Raw genomic sequence first — 2,701 nt, 5'->3', positions numbered from 1 at the left:
TTGCTTCCAATACACCAGCTTTTATTACAAATACAAGGCATTCGGAATCAGATTCAAATAATACTTATGTACTAGTAATTGGCGCTCGCATTGTGCCAGTTGCGTAAGTCCTGAACAGATAATTTCTCTGCTACTACTTTTTGTGTAGTCTTCTCTCTGATTAATTGAGCTTTTTGTTCATTTAATCCCAAATTTTTTGCAGAAAGTTTTTGTAGAGCCATTGCATGAACACCTTTAAGTCCTGCTCTTATAGCAAGTTTTAGGTCTTCTGCTAAAGATAGCATCGGAAAAATATTGGCATCGATAGAAGCAGGATTTAGCTGTAAATCTAACAGTAGACTCAAGATTGCTCGTTCTGAGTCGCTTAAATCTAAAGACTCTAATTCTTTTTCTTGTTTCTTTGCATCTGCTGTTATTAAATCCACCAGCGATGTGATACGCTTTTGACTATTCAAACGTCGAACTACTGTTGAAAGAATACGCGGAATATCTTGAAGTTCTAATCCAGTAATCCTAGACAATTCGCGCGCTATCGCCTCGGCTTTATCCAAAGGATTAAGGTCTTCTCGATGTAGAGAAGTTAGTAATGCTTTACGATGTAAACCAGTTGGTTCTGGAATAATAACTGCTGACAAGGTTTGCCAACCTAAAGCTTTAGCACTGCGCCAGCGTCGCTCTCCGTCAAATATTAATAGATGATTCTCCCTTTGAATCAGAATAACTGGTTGTAACTGTCCATCACTAGTTAAAGAGCGAGACATAGATTCAAGGCTTTCAGTTAAAAATGTTTGTCTAGGTTGTTCTATATTTGGCTCTATTTGCTCGATAGGAATTGACAAAATACCTAATTGTGACTGAAGTTGTGTTCGCAACTCTTCCAATTGTCTTTCCAGTTCGCCAGAATTTTTGTCACGAAGTTCTTCAATCTCTGCTCTTAATTGCTGTATTTCTTCCTCTGCTTCAGATAATTGCTGAGATTGCTTCGCACCTGAAAAATAATTTGTAAGATTAGGAGTGTTACGAGCGCACATAATTATTTTATCTTTTTAGTTGTCTTAGGTTTTCCAATTAAAGTCACAAGATGAGAAGTGGTTTCTTTAAAATCATCCTTAGCAGGATGGCTAGGACGGTAAATATGCAATGGTAAACCTTGACCACTGGCATTGACAAATTCTGCGCTATCCCGGATTGCTGGAAATGCTCGAATTTTCATCTGTTGCAACTGTTTAGGTAATCCCGCAAGCATCTGTCTATGAGTACTTCTGCGAACATCATATTGATTGGGAACAAATCCTAAAATTTCTGGAGTTGGATTTAAACGTAAGTGTTTGCAATGATAGTAATACCATTCCAATAAATGTGCTGCTCCTTGAATTGATTTTGGCTCTAGCTGTACAGGGATAATAATATGTGTACAAGCAGCTAGAGCCATTAAAGGTAAAGGGCCAAGAGTTGCTGGGCAATCAAAAATAACTACGTCCTGTGCTAGTGGATAATCTGTTAAACAGTCGGCTAAAAGGTAGGCTCCTCTTTTGTGTAGAACAAGTTCATCTGCTGTTTGGGTTAATATCATTCCCCCTTGACATACGACAACATTATTGGTGTACTGGCTCCAGCAAGGAGTTAATGGCCAAACACCGTCAAATTGATCTTTGAGAACTCCTGCTAAAGTCTGTTCTGGTTCTGGTGGATTCAAACCACAAAATAACGTTAATGAGCCTTGTGGGTCGAGGTCTAGTAGGGCTACATTGTACTTACGTTTTGCTAAGTCGTAAGCTAAATGGACTGAAAGTGTAGTCTTACCACTGCCTCCAGCGTTGCTAATTACAGCTAGTCGAATTTGCATGGCTTCGCTTTGAGTGCTATTTCCGAATCATATATTGCAACGTTGAGATCATATATCAATATATGATCCAACTCATTACTTGTCTTTCTTATTGTGTCTTCCATTGAAGATAGTTTATTAAAGAAGGTTTTACGGCGGACATCATGAAATCTACCAAACGTCCACTCAAACCACAACAATAAAAGCTCAAACACCCAAATTCAAAACCAGAACAGAACCTTGATGCTGATCAGTTAGAGGAAGAGTCTCTAAATATAACTGATGAGCCAATAGAGTTGACCCGAAATGCACAGGAGGCGATTAACATTATTCTTCGCAGCGATCGCGGTGCTGCTGATGACTCAGCACAGTCACCCAAAGTACAGCGAGCTTCAAAACTCCGTGTTGAAAACTCAGAGTATTTCGAGCGGTTTCAATATGTGAGCTTTTTAGACTGCAACAAATCAGCGAGGCGGATTATATTTGAGTACTAGCACTGCCAACAAGGAACATTTTACGAATTTCTGGGTGAGCCTGTAGTTGGAGAATATAACGGGCGACCTTCAATCATTCAAATTGAGGTGAATTGCCTCAACCGTGAACCAATGGCAATTCACCTGAGTATATGACAAGCGCTTTTCACAACAGCGATTCCTTGTCTTTAAGCATGAAAAGTTTTTAACTAGCCAAATAATCTTTAATTTTGTCTTGCTGACGTTGCAAAGCTTTGATACCTTGTCCATAAGCAGAGCGTACCTTGGAATGACTGAGATTTAGTTTTTGTGCAACCTGTTTTGCAGTCAACTTATCCTCGCCCGACAACCCAAACTGTAACATTAAAACTTGGCGTTGATTTGGTTTCAAGGTAGCTAATAA

The 2,701-nt window shown here is 39.2% G+C and carries 4 protein-coding genes; 1 reads left to right on the top strand and 3 read right to left on the bottom strand.

The window, feature by feature from the left end; all coding sequences use genetic code 11:
- Window positions 1-71: 71 nt before the first annotated feature.
- Together H6G97_RS49445 and H6G97_RS49440 are read right to left on the bottom strand one after the other, a co-directional pair.
- Window positions 72-1,031, bottom strand: a complete 960-nt coding sequence (locus tag H6G97_RS49445) for a ParB/RepB/Spo0J family partition protein (protein ID WP_190947567.1) — start codon at window positions 1,029-1,031, stop codon at window positions 72-74.
- Window positions 1,032-1,033: 2 nt separating this feature from the next.
- A complete protein-coding gene (locus tag H6G97_RS49440; protein WP_190947566.1) occupies window positions 1,034-1,846 on the bottom strand; it encodes a ParA family protein in 813 nt (270 codons plus the stop codon).
- A gap of 275 nt (window positions 1,847-2,121) precedes the next feature.
- On the opposite strand from H6G97_RS49440, the gene H6G97_RS49435 reads away from it, so the two are divergent.
- Window positions 2,122-2,319 (top strand): hypothetical protein, encoded by a 198-nt coding sequence (locus H6G97_RS49435; protein WP_190947565.1) that lies wholly within the window; start codon window positions 2,122-2,124, stop codon window positions 2,317-2,319.
- A 184-nt stretch (window positions 2,320-2,503) separates the two neighbouring features.
- On the opposite strand, the gene H6G97_RS49430 is transcribed toward H6G97_RS49435, so the two are convergent.
- On the bottom strand, window positions 2,504-2,701 hold a 198-nt coding region (locus tag H6G97_RS49430; RefSeq protein WP_277883477.1), incomplete at its 5' end, for a sigma factor-like helix-turn-helix DNA-binding protein.

The sequence above is a fragment of the Nostoc flagelliforme FACHB-838 genome (assembly GCF_014698065.1).
Taxonomy (GTDB): Bacteria; Cyanobacteriota; Cyanobacteriia; order Cyanobacteriales; family Nostocaceae; genus Nostoc; species Nostoc flagelliforme_B.
The sequence above is the reverse complement of the archived record's forward strand: the minus strand, read 5'-3'. Positions and strand labels throughout refer to the sequence as shown.